Here is a 15,618-nt window from a genome sequence, read left to right on the forward strand (position 1 = left end):
AGGAGTGTTCTCCTTCCGTTCCTAACCCCGAATCCTTCACCCAACTTTGAATCTGGCCTCACTCCATGCTTTAAGAGTTAAAGTAGCAACTTATGGAATACCGGAATCTGGGCAGGAGTGGTCTGAAAGTCAGTGAAGTCGCGCTGGGCGGCTGGGAAACCTACGGCGTGGGCGTGGACGATCAGAAGATGGTGCGCGACATCGTGACGGCAGCCTACGAGGGCGGCGTGAATTTCTTCGATCAGGCCGACATTTATGCCAAGGGGCGGAGCGAGGAACTGATGGGCGTGGCCCTGAAGGAACTGCCCCGGCACACGCTGGTGCTGTCCAGCAAGGTCTTCTGGCCCATGAGCGACGACGTGAACGACCGGGGTCTGAGCCGCAAGCATGTGCTGGAAAGCATTAACAAGACCCTGAAACGTCTGGGAACCGACTATCTGGACATCTATTTCGCCCACCGCTATGACCCCGACGTACCGATGGAAGAGATCGTGATGGCCTTCGATCAGGTGGTCCGCAACGGTCAGGCCATGTACTGGGGCACCTCCATGTGGCCCGCCGCGCGGATTGCCCAGGCCGTGGAATTCGCCCGCGCCAACGGCCTGCACGGCCCCGTGACCGAGCAGCCGGAATACTCGATGCTGCGCCGTGAACGCGTGGAAAAGGAAATCCTGCCCTACACGGCAGGCGCAGGCATCGGCCTGGTGGTCTGGAGTCCGCTGGCGATGGGCCTGCTGACCGGCAAATACGACGACGGCAAGCCCGAGGGCGCACGCCTGACCGAGAAGGAAAACTGGGGCAAGAACTTCCTGACGGAAGAGAACATCCAGAAGGTGCGTGACCTGAAGCCGATTGCCGACGATCTGGGCATCACGCGGGCGCAACTCGCGCTGGCATGGTTGCTGCGCCAGCCGGGGGTCAGCAGCGTGATCACCGGGGCCACCAAGGTGTCGCAGATTCAGGACACCGTGAAAGCGGGCGGCGTGCGCCTCAGCGACGACGTGCAGCAGAAGATCGAGGAAATTCTGAACCCGGCGTAAGCGGCGAAAGGATCCTCTGTTGCCCCTTCCCGCGTGGAGGGGGCTTTTTGCTGTCCCATACAGGTCTGGCAGTTCAGCGCACGTCGTCCCACAACGCCAGCGCCGTGCCGACGATCACCGATGCCAGCGCCAGGAAAAAGACCACCCGGCCCAGCGGCTCGGCCAGATTCAGCGCGTCCCAGCCGCCCAGCAGTTGCCACCAATCATGGGTATCGGGATCGCCTGTAATCAGGTCCAGATTGCGGGTGGGCGCGTCGCGGATGTAGGCGGACACCCCCGCGAAGGACTGCCCCAGCCACAGCGTCACGATGCCCGCCGCGTAGCGGTCCCCGCGCAACAGGAAAGCGGCAATACACGCGGCGGGAATCAGCAGTTGGAACAGACTGCCGCCCAGCAGCATGACCATTTCACCCGCCCACATCAGCAGAACGTGACCCGCCTCGTGGAAGATCAGATTGACCAGATCAAGTGGGTGGTTCTGGAGCGGGTGAATGACGCCAGGGATGATAAAAATCAGGGCCACGAGCAACCCCACGATACGTGCCGCCTTGCGCTGAAGCGGAGTCACCTTTTATACCCGTTCGCGCAGCCACGCCAGCAGCAGGTCTTCCACCAGTTCGCTGACGCTCTCGGCAGTATCGCCGTCACGCCGGACCTCGCGCCACACGGCCCGCAGCGTTTCCTTGCGGATATAGACGACTTCCACGCGCTCGCCGGATTCGCCCTTGTTGCGGCCATCAGGGGCGGGCGTGGTTTTGCGGAGGCTGGCTTTCTTGCCCTTCTTCGATTTGCCGTCCAGATAATCGAAACGTCCCATCAGCCGTGCCCCAGCAGCAATGATCTCACAGCAGTTCCCGCGACAGGGCCAGGATGTCGGCCCAGGCCACAGCGGCGCGGGTGTCGCGCACGTCTCGGGCCAGCGTCCCCAGTTCGGCGGCTTTCTGGTAGGCGGCGTACTGACGCACGAGGGTGTTGCAGACGGTCAATCCCTCGTCGCGCAGATTCTCGCGGGCGTCCTCTCCGGCATGGCCCACGGGCGGCACACGGGTCAGGACGATGCGGGTTTTGCGCCCCACATCTCCCGCCTCCAGCAGAAACTCCAGCAATTCGCGGGTGGAGTCCAGTTCCAGCGCACTCACGCCGGACGGGACCAGAATCAGGTCCGCGCGCTCCGAGAGGCGGCGCAGTTCCTTGCGTTTGGGGCGGCCCTCAGTGTCGATCAGGACGGCATCGGCGGCGGCCAGTTTCTTGGGTTTCACATCGTCCGGGGTCAGCACGGGAAAACTCAGGCCAGCTTCTCCAGCACGCTCAGCCCAGCGCAGGCTGCTGCCCACACGCCCGTCCTCGTCGACCAGAACGGTGGACAGACCGCGCTCGGTGAAGGCTCCGGCCAGATGGACCGCCAGCGTGCTTTTGCCCACGCCTCCCTTCTCAGACGTGATGGCAAGGACGCGCGACATGGAGGGAGCGTAGCAGACGGGCCAGGAGATTGCGTCAGGCATGATGGGGGCATGGATATGGACACCGAACGCCTGGAAACGCTGATGGCCGCCGAGGTGTACTGGACGGCACTGGCGATGAAACAGCAGGGGAGCCGCTTTTACCGCGCCATCGGGGAGGCGCTGGAGGCCGCCGACGTGCCCAACCGCCGCCTGATCTACCAGACCTGGCCAGACGCTGTATGGGACTTCTACTTGCGCGGCTTACGTTTAGAGGCTGGGGAATCTTCGCCGTCCTGGGGCTGATGGTCTGGTTGAAAGATGGCCGCATAGAAGGCCGTGCGGACCAGCGTTCCGAGGGTCTGGAGGAGGCCACTGGGACGGTTTTCCTGCACATGCATACGCTGGCGGGCCTTTCTGGCCTGGACTTCCGGTTCGGTGCCACCGTCCGGCTGACCGATCACTCCCAGGAACAGGGCGCGGAACACGGCCCAGAGAGAGCTGAGGGCATTTCGCATCGAATTAACGCCTACGCTGGGTGGGCCGGTGCTGAGGCTTGCCCCTGGCCTGCCACCAACCGTCGAACGCGAAGAAATTGAGGGCGTCCACCACGGCATACACCGCGTCTCTGAGCGTCTCCTTCAAGGCAGAGAGCCATAGTGGACCGGGCGGTACAGATGATGGCATTTGCCTGGGTGGCCAGCCCGTGCCGCGCACACCCGATTCTGGAGATGGCTTCATACTTTCAGATACGTTGCGAGGGCGCGGCACGTTCCCGCACTAGACTCCGGGCCATGAGCGATTCAAAAGATTCAACCGCTGCCAAACCCACCCTGATGGCCGTTTTTGCCCACCCTGACGACGAGGCATTTTCTGTCGGCGGCACGCTGACCCATTACGCGCGCAAGGACGTGCGCGTGCAACTGGTCTGCGCCAACCGGGGCGAGGCGGGCAAGATCACCGTGCCGGGCATGACGGTGACTGATCTGGGCCAGCAGCGCGAACACGAACTGCGCGAGGCGTGTAAAGCGCTGGAAATTCCCGAACCCGTCTTTCTGGACTTCCACGATTCGGGCCGCTTCGAGCGCACCCGCTATGACGATCCTCTGGCGATGATGAACGTCACGCCTCTGGAGATTGAGGTCAGGTTGCGCGCCGTGATCGCGGAATATCAGCCGCAGGTGCTGGTCACCTTCGATCCGCACGGGGGGTACGGCCACATCGATCACCTTCAGATCAACCGGGCCGCCACCGCCGCCTTCTTCAGCACAGGCGTGTTGCCCTACGGCGGGCCGCAACGGCTGTATTTCACGGCGCTGAACGTGGAGGCTGCCAAGGGGTTGTCGCGCATGGGCCAGGATCTGGACCCAGAAGTGTACGGCGTATCGGAAAGCACCATCGCCGTCAGCATGGATGTCAGCCCCTACCGCGAGAACAAGAAAGCGGCGCTGGCCGCGCACGGCACCCAGATGGGGCCGGACAGCCGCCTGGGCCAGATGTCGCAGGAGGAGCGCGACGAGATGGAAACCCGCATGCTGGGCTATGAGAACTTCAGCATCGGCGGCACGCGCACGCCGATTCGCAACTGGCCGTTGAAGGGCCTTTTTGACGGGGTAGCCGGGGGCGAAGGGCTGGACTGAATTCGGGCCGACTCTGCCCACAGACTGCCCAGTGACCTCTCGCCCCTCGCAACTTGGGGCGAGAGGTCATTCCCAGCGTCTTGACCCAGCGAATCGGGCCGAATCGCTTTACAGCGTACCCAGCCGCCGCACTGCATCTGCCGCTGCCTCCGCGCCCCAGACGGCGGCGGCGGCGTGCAGGGCGGCGTGCAAGGCCGGGAAGCCGCCTGGCGTGGTGCAGAGATTCATGTCGGTCCAGACCTCGCCGGAATGCACGTCGCCTGCGCCGTGGCCCCACAGCGTATCGGCCAGATCTGCCGGGCCGCCCACCTCTCGCCCGGTCAGCACACCTGCCTCGCCCAGCAGCAACAGGCCGCTGCCACTTGCGCCAATGGGCAGGGCGGCATGGGCAAGGAGAAACGCCTTGAGCAATGGATCGCGGGCTGCCTTCAGCGCTCCGGGGCCGCCGGGCAGCAGCAATGCAGCAGGCTCGGGCAGGGCGGCGTATAGCACATGCGGCGTGCTGACCAGTCCCCCGGCGGTCACGATGCTGGCGCGCGAGCGGTTGACTGTGATGGCCGCGCCCTCGCCGCCGCACAAGCGGCAGACCGTGACCATGATGCCCAGTTCCAGTTCGCTGACGCCCGCGTAGACGGGAATCGCAACGATAGGGCCATCCGTTTCCTGCTCTGAGGACTGCACCCCGGAGTCACTCACGGCAAGGTGGAAGGAACGAGATGCCGCAGCCGGTATTCCCGGCGGGCCAGGGGCGGGGCGACGTGGCCGTCCTCGATCAGCGCGTCGGCGGCTTCCTCCGAGAGGCGTTCGATTCGCAGCAGGTAGGGGCGCAGACTGGCCGGGCCATCAAACCGGCGGGGGTGGGTATCCCCCTCGGTCAGCAAGTCGAGCCAGTGAATCACAGCGCTCGTCCGTCCATCACAGCTCTCTCAGGTCCTCCCAGAGCTGCCAGCCCACGCCTTCCGGGGTGCCGTCCAGCAGCGGCCCTAGGGCCTGCGAGGCTGCTGCGGCGTCCTCGTGCAGTTCGGTATTGTCGGGGCGCTCGTCGTACACGCGCAGCACCGTGAACTGGTAAAAGACCTGAGAGGCGGTGGGATCACCGTTCTCGAAAAAGGCAAAGGGCGGGTTGACCGTGTCCCACAGCACATGGGCGCTTTCCTGCTCGGCCAGGCCAGGGGGCGTGGGCAGGTCCAGCTCACGGGGCAAGAAATGCTCCAGGTCAACGTCGGCGTCCTGGGCGTGCCAGATATAGCCTTGCAACAGTCGGATAGCGGCGCGGCCTCCGGCCTGCGGTTCGGTGGGACTCACGCCGCACAGCATACCTGCTCGGCGCGCAGGCGGGGGCTTAAGCCTTTGCCTATTTCTATTTTCCCGGACGGCACTCCACCACCCCAGACGGCACCGGGCACCCGGACCTTATGCTGTCCGCATGCCCAATGTCAGTCCACTCGAACTGATCCTGCTGCTGGTTGTCCTGACCAGCAGCGTCGCTTTTATCGTCGGCGTGGTCTGGCTGACCAAGAGAATGGTGAACGGCACAGAGCAGACGAAAATCCGTGAACTGGAAGCGCGCGTTCAGGAATTGGAACAGCGTCGGCGCTGACCCCCGCATCCCCCCCGTTTTATCGGAGAAAAACTATTTCAGCGTGGCGACGCAACTGCCCAATTCAGTGCCCTGTTTATCATCCTTGGAAACATACAGATATGCCTTGCCACGCAGGCTGCGGCCCGTCACGCCGCTTTTGACAAACTCGCAACCAATGTATGTCTTCCCGTCGGCGGTCATGTCGAGGATCACGCCCTCGCCTCCACTGTCATTGATGTAGTAGTAGACCGCGTTCCACTGCTGCCCACCCGGCGCAATCGCCGTCCCCGCTGGATTGCCCTTGTCCGAGCGGCTGCCCAGCGGCAGCGTCCATACGCCGCGTCCCTGGACATCCACGGTCCAGGTCTGGCCTGTGGTGGGCTTGACCGGCCATTTCAGAGCCGCCGCGCCAGCAGGCGGTGTGGGTGCGGCGTTTCCGGCAGGGGCCGCCCCGGTCCTGACCAGCGCCTGACAGTCTCCGATGCGCTCCGGGTCGGCATTGGTATCGCTGTAATAGAACGCGCGCCCCACCCACGGACTGGTCCGCAGACCACTGACCTCGAAAGCACAACTGGTCATGGACTTGCCGTCGCGGGTCAGGTCGATCCAGACCAGATCCGCTTTCTTGTCGTAAGCGACATATCCGGTCTGGCTCTGGCTGCCCTGTGTCGCGGTGCCCTTGAGATCACCATTATCGGCGCGGTCCTTCAGGGTCAGCGCCCAGCTCTGGGTCTTGGGCGTGCCGCTGCTGCGCTGGATACTGACCTGATAGTTCTGCCCCAGTGCGATGGTGGGCGGCCATTTGGGCTGGGGCGCGGCACCGCTGGACTGACCCGTACTGGTTTGACCGGTGCTGGCAGGCGCGGAGGCCGTCGGCCCACCAGACCCCGCGCCGCGCACCACGAAACGCGGCACATTGGGCGTGATCAGGCCCCAGGCCACCGCCAGCGGACGCGCAAAGGGGGTGCTGGTGCTGCTGGACTTGTTGATGTTGATGGCGCTGTTGACGCCGATCAGCAGGCCCTTTTCATCGAAAACGCCGCCACCGGAGTTGCCGGGGCCGGTCTGGGCGTCGTGCTTGATCCACTGCCGCCCGCTGCCCTGGGTGTCCTCGCCGGTAAAGCCGCTGACTGCGCCGCTGGTGTAGGTCAGGGTACTGCCGCCCGTGCCAGGAAACCCGAAGACGAATAGGGGGTCCCCCACGGTCAGGCTGTTGGAATCACCCAGTTCCACGAAAGGCAGATTCAGCGCCCCCACCGGCTTCTGGTCATAGGTTTCTAGGATACGGACCACCGCCAGATCCAGGTTAGGATCGGCGGCCACCACCTTGCCCCAGTAGGTGGGTTCGGGTTCGCGGTCCACAAACTTGACAGTTCGCACCAGAATCCACTCGGAAACCTTGCGGCTGTCGATGTCCCCGATCACATGGAAATTAGTCAGGATGTACCCTGCCGGACTGATCACGCTGCCGCTACCCAGCGAACCGTCGATCTTGCCGTCTGCCCCGGTGGGCATCAGCATCACGGTGGACTGCACAATCTTGTCCCGCGTGGCCTTGGGCAACACCTGGGCCACCGCTGAACCCGACAGGACGGCCCCAGACAACAGCGACGCAGCGAGGACGGCGGCAGCCACACGAATTTTCATATAGCACTCACTATAAAGGTCACAATTGGCCGATGTTTGTCTGGAGAACGCCATTTCTCGGACCGCGAGACCGGCGGCCCGAAGGGACCGGAAAGCCTAGTTCAGCACAGGAAAACGCACGCCACCCACCCCACCTTCCGAGTGTTCGGCCAGATGCGCGGCCAGCGACAGCAGCGGGGCGTCCGCGCCTGCCGGGGCCACCAGTAGCACGCCGCCGGGCCGGGTGCCTGCGGGCGCGTCCGGCACATGAACGGGCAGGGTCACGCTAGGATAACCAGCTTTCGCCGCCAGCGCGCAGCCGTGGATGCCCGGAAAGACCACGGCGTCCAGCCCACCCGCGAACAGCAGATCGAAGCCCTGCTCACGGGTCAGGCGCAGGTCACGGGCGCGGGCCAGCAGATAGCCCGGCTCGCTGGCATCGCCGCGCGTGCCCTGGGCAGCGTGCAGGAAGGTCTGACCATATTTCAGGCAGCGTTCGGCATCGGCCTGGTTGCCCTCGATCACGTCCGCCACGGTGCGCGGGCCGTCCGTGACCCCGGCCAGATAGGCATTGAGATCTCCCCTGAACTCGTATTCCAGGACTTCGAGCATCACGCCGTTGCTGTTCAGCTCGGCACGGCTGGGGAAGGTCACATCGCGCACCGTGGCACCGGCCTTTTCCAATGCAGTGCGGGCCAGGTTCAGGCTGGCGACGTCGGCCTCCGAAACGCCCTTCTCGTCGGTCACGATGCCCACCACAGCGCCGCTCAGGGCATTGGATATCAGCCTCAGTTCGGGCACGGGCCGCAGGCGGCTGGCCTCGTCGCGCTCGTCTGGCCCGGCCATCACGGAGAGCAGCAGCAGGGCGTCGCGGGCGCTGCGGGTGATCGGCCCCGCCGTATCCTGGCTGTGGCTGATCGGCACGATCCCGGTGCGCGGAATCAGCCCCAGCGTGGGCTTTAATCCCAGCACGCCGCTTTCGTGCGCCGGGCTGACCACGCTGCCGCTGGTCTCGGTGCCAATCGCCGCCACGCACAGCCTCGCGGCCACCGCCACGCCGCTGCCCGACGAACTGCCCCCAGTGTCGAAGTCCTCGCCCCAGGGATTGACGGTCTGCCCCCCCTGCGAGGAATAGCCGTTGGGCATTCCCAATGTCATGAAGTTGGCCCACTCGGTCATGTTGGCCTTGCCCAGAATCACCGCGCCCGCCGCCCGCAGCCGGGCCACCAGCGGCGCGTCCACCTTGGGCATGTGTGCGGCCATCAGCGCGCTGCCCGCCGTCGTGGGCAGGCCCGCCACGTCAATGTTGTCCTTGATCAGCACCGGGCAGCCGTGCAGGGGGCCGCGCTTCTCTGGCTTCAGGGTATCCAGCGCGTCGGCCTCGGCGCGGGCGTAGGGGTGAATGGTAATCACGGCCCGCAGGCGGGGGTTCAGAGCTTCCAGCCGCTCCAGGTAGATGCGCGTCACTTCGCCGCAGGTCAGGTCGCCGCGCCGGGTGGCGTCGGCCAGATCGGTGACGTCCAGATCAAGAATGGGATCGGGCAGGGGCAGGGTCATGCGGAACACTGTAGCGGCAGGGTTGGAGCGGGGGCTGTGTGGGTTGATGCGGTGGCGGCGGCATGATCCCCCTGCACCCGAACTTCTGCCGACCCCGACTTTGCGGCCATGCCAGCGCCGTGCGCTAGCCTCACGGTCATGAGTGAGCGCCGTGAGTAAAGCCGTGCCCCCGTCCGGGCCTGAACCTGTCGCCTCTGAATCTGTCGGCTCTGAACTTGACGGCTCCGGGTCCATCACTGTCGCCTTTCAGGGCAATCCCGGCGCATATGGCGAGATCGCCGCGTTGAACGCTGTTTCAGAAGAGGGAACTGACCGACAGACGCGCGGCTACCCCACCTTTCACGGCGTGGCGCAGGCGGTAGAGAGTGGCGAGGCGCAGTACGGCGTGCTGCCGGTGGAAAACAGCCTGATGGGCGCGATTCATCAGGCGATTGACCTGCTCAGCGACACCGAACTGTACGTGATCGGTGAGGTGGTGGTGCGCGTCAGCCACTGCCTGATGGCGCTGCCGGGGGTGGAACTGGCAGACCTGAAAAGCGTGGCCAGCCAGCAGCCCGCGCTGGACCAGTGTACCGGGCTGATCCGCAAGTACAACCTGCAACCCGTGGCCGCCCACGACACTGCTGGAAGCGCCCGTGAGCTGGCCGAACGCGGGGCAGCCGGCGGCGGGCAGGGCGAGGCCGCCATCGCAAGCCGCCGCGCCGCCGAACTGTACGGCCTGAACATCCTGGCCCACGAGATCGAGGACGAGCCGTTCAACTACACCCGCTTCATGGTCCTCTCGAAGCACGAACCCGCGCCCAGCGACGTGCCGCATAAGACCAGTCTGGTGTTCGCCGTGCGCCACACCCCCGGTTTTCTGGTGGAGACCCTGAACGAACTGAGCGGCCTGAACCTGAGTCGCATCGAAAGCCGCCCGCGCCGGGACCGCGCCTGGAGCTACCTGATGTACGTGGACATCGAGGGCGACGCCCGTGACCCCAAGGTGGCCCAGGGACTGGCGGGAGTACTACGCAAGGCCAGTTACGCCAAGATCATCGGCAGCTACCCACGGGCGATGGAAACGGTGGGCTAGGGGCGGACCTGGAATGGCCTCGCCCCTGACCCTCCTTCGACAGCTTTTTCTGTCACCGCCCGCCTGCCGCGATTCACGGCGGCTGGAAGCGGCAGTGCGTGGCAAAACGGTCCTGGTCACGGGCGCGTCCTACGGCATCGGGGAGGCGACGGCGCGGTTGCTGGCCGGGTGTGGGGCCGAAGTGTTGCTGCTGGCACGCAGCGGGGGGCGGTTGGAAGCGGTGGCGGCTGAGATACGGGCGGCGGGTGGGAAGGCCAGTGTTTATCAGTTGGATTTAACTGACCCAATAGCGATCAAAGGAGTGGACGCGCAGATCGAGATGAACCACCCCCGAATCGACGTCATCATCGGCAACGCGGGGCATTCCATCCGCCGTCCAGTTCTACACAGCGCCGAGAAGGATGATCTGGGCCGCCTGCTGGCCGTCAATTTCACTGGGCCTGCCGCGCTGCTACTGTCCTTGCTGCCGCGCATGGTGGGGCAGGGTAGCGGGGTGATCGTCAGCGTCTCCAGCGCCTCGGCCCTGCCCCCTGGCATTCCGCGCTGGGCCGCGTACCAGGGCAGCAAGGCGGGCTTTGACCTGTGGCTGGGCAGCCTGGGCAATGAGCTGCGGGGGCGTGGCGTGCGCGTTGCCAGCGTCTATCTCCCCCTAGTCCGCACCCGCATGATCGCGCCCACCCGCGCCTACCGCTTCGCCCCGGCCCTGACTCCGCTAGAAGCCGCACAATCGGTAGTGTATCCACTCGTAAAACCCCTGCGCCGTGTCGCTCCGTGGTGGCTGAAGGGGCAACAGGTGGCGGCGCTGCTGTTTCCAGACATGCTGGATCAGGCGCTGAGCGGTCTGGAGGAGCTGGAGCGCAGGCTGACGCAGCGGCGTAGAAAGTGAGTCTGCTGGCAGCCGTCCGGCACACCGGGATTCTCGACTCCCAACCGCTGAAAAATGCGCTGAGCCTGGCATGGGCGGTGCTGCGGCACGGGCCGACGCTGTATGCGCTGGCCGCCTGGAACGCGCGCCGGATGCCGAATGCGGTGGCGCTGGTGGACGGGGATGGACCGCTGACCTACGCAGAGTTGCTGAAGCGGGCAGACGGAATGGCCGCCGCCCTTTCCCACCGGATCAGGCCGGGCGAGACGGTGGGCCTGTTGTGCAGCAACAGCGTGGATTTCGTGGCCGCCCTGCTGGCCTGCGTTCGTATCGGCGCGCGAACTGTTCTGCTGAACACCTCCTTCTCTGCTGCCGAAACCGGGTGGGCTGGGCGTGAACAGCGCCTGCGCCTGCTGATCTGCGACGGCGACTGGCCGGAACGGTTACGCGGAGCGGTGGAAGTGGGCATAACGGTTCTGACCCTCACTGAGTTAAAAACCACGAACGCGAAGTCTCACCCATTGCGCCTACCCCGCGTCGGCCCGCTGGTCCTGCTGACTTCCGGCAGCACGGGAACGCCGAAAGCGGTGCGCTCTCGCATAGGACTGCGGGCCGGGCTGCGCTTGGCGGGCGCATTGCTGGACGCCCTGCCGCTGCGGGCGGGTGCGCCCACGCTGCTGCCCCTGCCGCTGTTTCACGGACACGGACTGGCAACGCTGGGCATGGGTCTGGCACTGCGCGCACCCCTGCACCTGTGCCTCCCCACGGCAGACGCGATGTGGCTCACGCTGCAAGAGGAGGGCATCAAGGTTCTGATGCTGGTCCCTACCCTCCTCCACCGGCTGCTGGACGCGCCGGATAAGCGGGCTGCGCCTGCACTTCGGGCGATCATCTGCGGCTCGGCCCCGCTGGGCGCATCGCTGGCGACGGCAGCGCTGGAGCGCTTCGGGGACGTGCTGTCCAACCTCTACGGCTCCACCGAAACGGGCCTGATCTCCCTGGCGACGCCCGCCGATCTACGTGCTGCGCCAGGGGGTGTGGGCCGGGCGCTGCCAGGGGTCAACCTTGAGCTGGATGGAAACATGGGGCGCGTGATCGTGGACGGACACGACACGGGCGATCTAGCTTCCCGCGACGCGGCGGGCCGCCTGACCCTGCATGGCCGCGCCGACGACCTGCTGATCTGCGGCGGCGAGAATGTCTTTCCGGCCAGCCTGGAGGAACGCATCGCCGCGCACGTCGCCGTGGCCGAGTGCGCCGTGGTGGGCGTTCCCTGCGCCGAGTTCGGGACAGGCATCCACGCCTTTGTCGTGCTGAAACCCGATTGCGAGATCACGCCCGAACAGCTTCTGGACGGGTTGCGCCCACTCCTGCCGCGCATGTTCGGCCCACAGAAAATTACGCTGCTGGACGCGCTGCCCCGCACACAAACAGGAAAGCTGCTACGCTCGCATCTACCAGCAGAGGCACACATGAAAATGGGCGCTACAGACGAATAATCTTCGCCGTAACGCCCTGTTCAGCCGCTACCACTCAATCGGCAGATACGGCCATCGCCATCGTCTCTGCTGCCCGCGCAGGTAAGGCCGCCCGTCCCAGAATCAGATCGGCGGCCTTTTCCGCGATCATGATGGTGGGTGCGTTGGTGTTGCCGCGCGTAATCACGGGCATCACACTGGCGTCGGCGATCCACAGATTCTCCAGACCACGGACACGCAATTCGTCGTCCACCACGGCCAGTTCATCGTTGCCCATCTTGCAGGTGCCGACAGGATGGTAGACAGTCATGGCCTGCTCGCGGATGTAATTTTCCAGATCGGCGCGTTCGGTGACGGCCTCGCCGGGCATCACTTCACTCAGGCGGTAGCTGGACAGGGCTTCGGTGTCGCCCACCTGCCGGGCCAGTTCCACCCCAGCAATCAACACGTCCATGTCGTGCGGGTCCGAGAGGTACTCCGGCTCGATCAGCGGGCGGGCCTGCGGATCGCTGCTGGCAATGCGAATCCGGCCCCGGCTGCGCGGCGCAACCAGCGAGGGCAGCAGCGTGTAATGGTAGCCGTCCAGCTCGGCAAAACCGTGGTCCACGAACAGCGCCGCACCGTTGTGAAATTGCAGGTCCGGGGCAGGCAGCGACGCGTCGGTCTTCATGAAGCCGCCCGTCTCGCCCACGTTGCTGCACAGCATTCCGCGCTGTTCAGACATGTACAGGGTCATCTGGGCGTCGCTCGTGGCGTCCTTCAATCCCGCTGTCTCGGTATCGTAAACCACGGGCACGAACAGGTGGTCTTGCAGGTTCTGGCCCACGCCCGGCAGATCGTGCAGCACTTCCACGCCCGCTGCCTCCAGTTGCGCCCGCTCGCCCACGCCCGACAGCATCAGCAAATGCGGGCTGGTGATTGCGCCCGCCGCCAGAATGACACCTTTACCGGCCATGACCTGCTGGGGTTCGGTGCCGTCCAGATATTCCACGCCCACGGCTTTCTTGCCCTCAAAGAGAATTCGGGTCACATGCGCGCCTGTGCGGGCTTCTAGCTTGCCGGGGCCTTCGCTGGCCAACGCCGGGCGCAGGTACGCCACCGCCGCCGAGTGCCGCGCGCCGCCCTTCTGGGTCACATGGAAACGGCCCACGCCTTCCATACTCTCGCCGTTGAAGTCGTCGTTGGCAGGGTGGCCCAGTTCCTTGAAGCCCTCGGTGATGGCGTCGCAGATTTCGTGGGTGTAGCGGCGGTTCTCGACGTGCAGCGGGCCACCTGCGTTGTGGTATTCACTGGCCCCATCCTCGAAATCCTCGGAGCGCAGGAAATAGGGCAGCACGTCGTCGTAGCCCCAACCGTGGTTGCCCGCCGCCGCCCAGCCATCGTAATCGGCGCGGTGGCCGCGAATGTAGATCATGGCGTTGATGCTGCTGCTGCCGCCCAGCATCTTGCCGCGCGGCCAGTACAGCTTGCGCCCGTTCAGGTGTTCCTGGGCCTCGGTCTCGTAGTTCCAGTCCAGCGGCGACTTGAACAGCTTGGGAAAGGCGGCGGGGATGTGGATTTCAGGCGTTTCGTCCGGCACACCAGCTTCCAGCAGCAGCACCTGCGCCCCACCCTCCTGCAAACGGGCGGAAACGGCACAGCCGCCCGAACCCGCACCGATCACCACGTAGTCGTAATTCTGCTGGGCGGAACTCGCCTGACCGTCTGGACTGTGATCGCTCTGCATCTCTGGGGCCTCCGCGCGAATGGGTGAGGACGGCAGGCCAGAGGGCGCCGACAGCTTCGGCACACGACAGGTCAGGGCCACCGGGATTAAATTCGCGTTCGGACAAAGTATAGAACCGGGCCAAGCCAAACATTGGAGGGCACGCTCCAGACCCGGCATCAGCCGACGCCAGAAGCGCGCCCAGCAGCCCAGCTACAGGCTGTGTCAGATCGGATTTCCAGGTGTTGCCAACACCCTTCAGTCGGAGTCCAGATCAATTCAGGTGCAGCTCAATTCAGACTCAGGTCAGCTCAGTTCAGCCGGTCTCCGGAATCATCCTCGCTCCCGGCAGATGACCCGATGAACGGGGCCAGTTCCGGCGGCACGTCGTCGAACAGGTCCCGCCACTGCTGGCCGTCAAAGGTCACCTCCGATTCCATGAAGGTCTGAGACAGCGGATCGGGGTCCTGCAAGGCGTCTTCGGGAAGGTCCAGACGCACGGCGACGGGAACTGGCAGACTCTGGCCTTCGGGCACGTTCAGCTCGTCGCCATAGGTCTCGGTCAGCATCTGGGCGGTCCACTCGGCCCACTCGTCGGCGGTTCCGGCCCCGGTGGCCTCGCGCAGTTCGGTCTCGATACGTTCACGGTGTTCTGCGGGAACGTCGTCCTCAAATTCCACGCGCCCATCGGCGTACACGGTCACGCCCACCGTCGCCATGTCGAAGATGCTGGCAAGTTCGGGAGGCAGGTGGCTGCCGTCCACTTCGGCGTCGGGGTCCGCGTAACTGGTCCAGGTTTCGCCGTCCAGGCTGTAGGTGTCGGACTCCATGACCGGGATGAATTCCACGCCCGAGCGGATGGCGAACACGCCGCCCAATGGATTTTGCAGCGGGGCGGGATGGCGCAGTTCAAAGCCGCTGCGACGGACTATCGGCACCGGAGCGTCGTCAGCCTCCATACGGTCCCGGTGGATCTCAGCCCACAGTTCCTCGGTCTCGCCGTGCCACTCGCGCGCCACTTCCTCCAGCGCCTCCAGCAGTTCCTCAGGCGGATCAGGTTCGATGTCGATGCGCCCAGCCTGCCAGTGTTCGGCGGCAAACTGTCCGATCAACTCGCCCTGAAGGTTGAAGGCCGCGTTGTTCTGCAAGGCCGACATGACCTGCTGCGGGCTGCGCGGCGCGGCCAGGGTCTGCCAGCGCTGGCCGTCAAACGAATGCCGCTGCTCACGCAGACGGATCGCGCCGCCCTCGACTGGAATGGAGACCTGTTCGCTGTTGCTGCCCTGCGGCCCCAGCGCCAGCTCGCCCGTGATGCGGCGCAGGTCCGGCACGACGATGGCCTCCACATCTTCCACCGTGGACAGCGTGCCGCCCTGGGTGCTGGAAAGCAGCAGCGACGTGCGGTACTCGCTGGCCCAGGCCGGACCACTGGATTGCGTGGCCTTCAGCGCGTCCACGATGACCTGCGTCAATCCAGCGTCGTCCGGCCCCCGCACCAGCGTAACTGCACCGGACGCGTCCAGTTGCGCCTCGAAAGGATGGACGGTGGGCATCAGGCCCAGTTGTTTGCGTCGTTTGGCTTCACCCATAAGGCATGCAGTATTTCAGAGA

General features: G+C 65.1%; 17 protein-coding genes. 7 read left to right on the forward strand and 10 right to left on the reverse strand.

All coding sequences use genetic code 11. From position 1 onward, the window contains the following. Positions 1-92 precede the first annotated feature (92 nt). Entirely contained in the window at positions 93-1,040 is a 948-nt protein-coding gene (locus DAAJ005_RS13685) for an aldo/keto reductase family protein (RefSeq protein ID WP_151847601.1), read from the forward strand. 73 nt (positions 1,041-1,113) lie between these two features. Here DAAJ005_RS13685 and DAAJ005_RS13690 read toward each other — a convergent pair whose 3' ends face one another. Genes DAAJ005_RS13690 through DAAJ005_RS13700 form a run of 3 tightly spaced genes read right to left on the reverse strand, consistent with a single transcriptional unit; the run spans position 1,114 to position 2,500 of the window. Beyond that, a complete protein-coding gene (locus tag DAAJ005_RS13690; protein ID WP_151847602.1) occupies positions 1,114-1,608 on the reverse strand; it encodes a hypothetical protein in 495 nt (164 codons plus the stop codon). A 3-nt stretch (positions 1,609-1,611) separates the two neighbouring features. Beyond that, on the reverse strand, positions 1,612-1,857 hold the full coding sequence (locus tag DAAJ005_RS13695; protein ID WP_192930767.1) for a hypothetical protein: 246 nt from the start codon (positions 1,855-1,857) through the stop codon (positions 1,612-1,614). Between the two features lie 25 nt (positions 1,858-1,882). Then, a complete protein-coding gene (locus tag DAAJ005_RS13700; protein ID WP_151847604.1) occupies positions 1,883-2,500 on the reverse strand; it encodes a ParA family protein in 618 nt (205 codons plus the stop codon). 51 nt (positions 2,501-2,551) lie between these two features. Here DAAJ005_RS13700 and DAAJ005_RS13705 point away from each other — a divergent pair, with 51 nt between their 5' ends. After that, complete coding sequence (locus tag DAAJ005_RS13705) at positions 2,552-2,785, forward strand: hypothetical protein (RefSeq protein WP_370519718.1); 234 nt, start codon at positions 2,552-2,554, stop codon at positions 2,783-2,785. A 488-nt stretch (positions 2,786-3,273) separates the two neighbouring features. Beyond that, positions 3,274-4,119: a PIG-L deacetylase family protein gene (locus tag DAAJ005_RS13710; RefSeq protein ID WP_151847605.1), complete on the forward strand. Its 846-nt coding sequence runs from the start codon at positions 3,274-3,276 to the stop codon at positions 4,117-4,119. A 108-nt stretch (positions 4,120-4,227) separates the two neighbouring features. Here DAAJ005_RS13710 and DAAJ005_RS13715 read toward each other — a convergent pair whose 3' ends face one another. The 3 genes from DAAJ005_RS13715 to DAAJ005_RS13725 are packed head-to-tail and all read right to left on the reverse strand — an operon-like array spanning position 4,228 to position 5,424. After that, positions 4,228-4,815, reverse strand: coding sequence for a DJ-1/PfpI family protein (locus DAAJ005_RS13715; protein WP_192930768.1), 588 nt, complete (start codon positions 4,813-4,815; stop codon positions 4,228-4,230). Next, positions 4,812-5,018, reverse strand: coding sequence for a hypothetical protein (locus DAAJ005_RS13720; protein ID WP_151847606.1), 207 nt, complete (start codon positions 5,016-5,018; stop codon positions 4,812-4,814). Before DAAJ005_RS13720 ends, DAAJ005_RS13715 begins: the two co-directional genes overlap by 4 nt. 16 nt (positions 5,019-5,034) lie before the next feature. Beyond that, the gene (locus DAAJ005_RS13725; protein ID WP_139323064.1) at positions 5,035-5,424 is read right to left on the reverse strand and encodes a DUF3208 domain-containing protein; all 390 of its coding nucleotides are present in this window, start codon (positions 5,422-5,424) and stop codon (positions 5,035-5,037) included. A gap of 121 nt (positions 5,425-5,545) precedes the next feature. Here DAAJ005_RS13725 and DAAJ005_RS18975 point away from each other — a divergent pair, with 121 nt between their 5' ends. After that, positions 5,546-5,719, forward strand: coding sequence for a hypothetical protein (locus DAAJ005_RS18975; protein ID WP_192930769.1), 174 nt, complete (start codon positions 5,546-5,548; stop codon positions 5,717-5,719). A gap of 33 nt (positions 5,720-5,752) precedes the next feature. Here DAAJ005_RS18975 and DAAJ005_RS13730 read toward each other — a convergent pair whose 3' ends face one another. Both DAAJ005_RS13730 and DAAJ005_RS13735 read right to left on the reverse strand, forming a co-directional pair. Further along, positions 5,753-7,348 (reverse strand): S1C family serine protease, encoded by a 1,596-nt coding sequence (locus tag DAAJ005_RS13730; protein WP_192930770.1) that lies wholly within the window; start codon positions 7,346-7,348, stop codon positions 5,753-5,755. Positions 7,349-7,444: 96 nt separating this feature from the next. Then, positions 7,445-8,884: an amidase family protein gene (locus tag DAAJ005_RS13735; RefSeq protein ID WP_151847608.1), complete on the reverse strand. Its 1,440-nt coding sequence runs from the start codon at positions 8,882-8,884 to the stop codon at positions 7,445-7,447. Between the two features lie 232 nt (positions 8,885-9,116). Here DAAJ005_RS13735 and DAAJ005_RS13740 point away from each other — a divergent pair, with 232 nt between their 5' ends. The 3 genes from DAAJ005_RS13740 to DAAJ005_RS13750 are packed head-to-tail and all read left to right on the forward strand — an operon-like array spanning position 9,117 to position 12,323. After that, complete coding sequence (locus DAAJ005_RS13740; protein WP_151848564.1) at positions 9,117-9,959, forward strand: prephenate dehydratase; 843 nt, start codon at positions 9,117-9,119, stop codon at positions 9,957-9,959. 13 nt (positions 9,960-9,972) lie between these two features. Then, positions 9,973-10,845: an SDR family oxidoreductase gene (locus DAAJ005_RS13745; protein WP_151847609.1), complete on the forward strand. Its 873-nt coding sequence runs from the start codon at positions 9,973-9,975 to the stop codon at positions 10,843-10,845. Continuing rightward, entirely contained in the window at positions 10,842-12,323 is a 1,482-nt protein-coding gene (locus DAAJ005_RS13750) for an AMP-binding protein (RefSeq protein ID WP_151847610.1), read from the forward strand. Before DAAJ005_RS13745 ends, DAAJ005_RS13750 begins: the two co-directional genes overlap by 4 nt. A gap of 34 nt (positions 12,324-12,357) precedes the next feature. Here DAAJ005_RS13750 and DAAJ005_RS13755 read toward each other — a convergent pair whose 3' ends face one another. Together DAAJ005_RS13755 and DAAJ005_RS13760 are read right to left on the reverse strand one after the other, a co-directional pair. Beyond that, complete coding sequence (locus tag DAAJ005_RS13755) at positions 12,358-14,028, reverse strand: GMC family oxidoreductase (protein WP_151847611.1); 1,671 nt, start codon at positions 14,026-14,028, stop codon at positions 12,358-12,360. A 290-nt stretch (positions 14,029-14,318) separates the two neighbouring features. Beyond that, entirely contained in the window at positions 14,319-15,596 is a 1,278-nt protein-coding gene (locus DAAJ005_RS13760; RefSeq protein ID WP_151847612.1) for a hypothetical protein, read from the reverse strand. Positions 15,597-15,618: the final 22 nt, after the last annotated feature.

This window comes from Deinococcus sp. AJ005 (assembly GCF_009017495.1).
In the GTDB taxonomy this organism is placed as follows: Bacteria; Deinococcota; Deinococci; order Deinococcales; family Deinococcaceae; genus Deinococcus.

Bases quoted from the DNA above. Each gene is read 5' to 3' on its own strand.
- DAAJ005_RS13735 (WP_151847608.1), bottom strand. From the start codon at position 8,884: ATGACCCTGCCCCTGCCCGATCCCATTCTTGATCTGGACGTCACCGAT.
- DAAJ005_RS13710 (WP_151847605.1), top strand. From the start codon at position 3,274: ATGAGCGATTCAAAAGATTCAACCGCTGCCAAACCCACCCTGATGGCC.
- DAAJ005_RS13705 (WP_370519718.1), top strand. From the start codon at position 2,552: ATGGATATGGACACCGAACGCCTGGAAACGCTGATGGCCGCCGAGGTG.
- DAAJ005_RS13755 (WP_151847611.1), bottom strand. From the start codon at position 14,028: ATGCAGAGCGATCACAGTCCAGACGGTCAGGCGAGTTCCGCCCAGCAG.
- DAAJ005_RS13745 (WP_151847609.1), top strand. From the start codon at position 9,973: ATGGCCTCGCCCCTGACCCTCCTTCGACAGCTTTTTCTGTCACCGCCC.
- DAAJ005_RS13695 (WP_192930767.1), bottom strand. From the start codon at position 1,857: ATGGGACGTTTCGATTATCTGGACGGCAAATCGAAGAAGGGCAAGAAA.
- DAAJ005_RS13730 (WP_192930770.1), bottom strand. From the start codon at position 7,348: ATGAAAATTCGTGTGGCTGCCGCCGTCCTCGCTGCGTCGCTGTTGTCT.
- DAAJ005_RS13685 (WP_151847601.1), top strand. From the start codon at position 93: ATGGAATACCGGAATCTGGGCAGGAGTGGTCTGAAAGTCAGTGAAGTC.
- DAAJ005_RS18975 (WP_192930769.1), top strand. From the start codon at position 5,546: ATGCCCAATGTCAGTCCACTCGAACTGATCCTGCTGCTGGTTGTCCTG.
- DAAJ005_RS13760 (WP_151847612.1), bottom strand. From the start codon at position 15,596: ATGGGTGAAGCCAAACGACGCAAACAACTGGGCCTGATGCCCACCGTC.
- DAAJ005_RS13700 (WP_151847604.1), bottom strand. From the start codon at position 2,500: ATGTCGCGCGTCCTTGCCATCACGTCTGAGAAGGGAGGCGTGGGCAAA.